General features: G+C 64.4%; 1 protein-coding gene. It reads left to right on the top strand.

Annotation, left to right across the window (positions count from 1 at the left end; translation table 11 throughout):
• On the top strand, window positions 1-464 hold a 464-nt coding region (locus ACLEJP_RS25520; RefSeq protein WP_440810913.1), incomplete at both ends, for a thiamine pyrophosphate-dependent enzyme.

Raw genomic sequence — 464 nt, 5'->3', positions numbered from 1 at the left:
GCCGCCGACCTGATCGTCAACATCGGCCACGACGTGATCGAGAAGCCGCCGTTCTTCATGGTTCGTGGCGGCACCGAAGTCATCCACATCAACTTCCGCTCTGCCGAAGTCGATGCCGTGTACTTCCCGCAGGTGGAAGTGATCGGTGACATCGCCAACGCCGTCTGGCAGATCGGCGAAGCGCTGAGCGACACCTCGCACTGGGACTTCACCCGCCTGATGGCCATCCGTGAAGCCAACGAAGCGCAGATCGCCGAAGGCGCCGACGACAACCGCTTCCCGGTCTACCCGCAGCGCCTGGTGGCCGACATCCGTCGCGTGCTGCCGTCCGAAGGCATCGTCGCCCTGGACAACGGCATCTACAAGATCTGGTTCGCCCGCAACTACAAGGCGCACAAGCCCAACACCGTGCTGCTGGACAACGCCCTGGCGACCATGGGCGCCGGCCTGCCATCGGCGATGGC

It is taken from the genome of Pseudomonas sp. SMV7 (assembly GCF_052041995.1).
Taxonomy (GTDB): Bacteria; Pseudomonadota; Gammaproteobacteria; order Pseudomonadales; family Pseudomonadaceae; genus Aquipseudomonas.
This window is presented reverse-complemented; position numbering and strand designations above follow the sequence as displayed.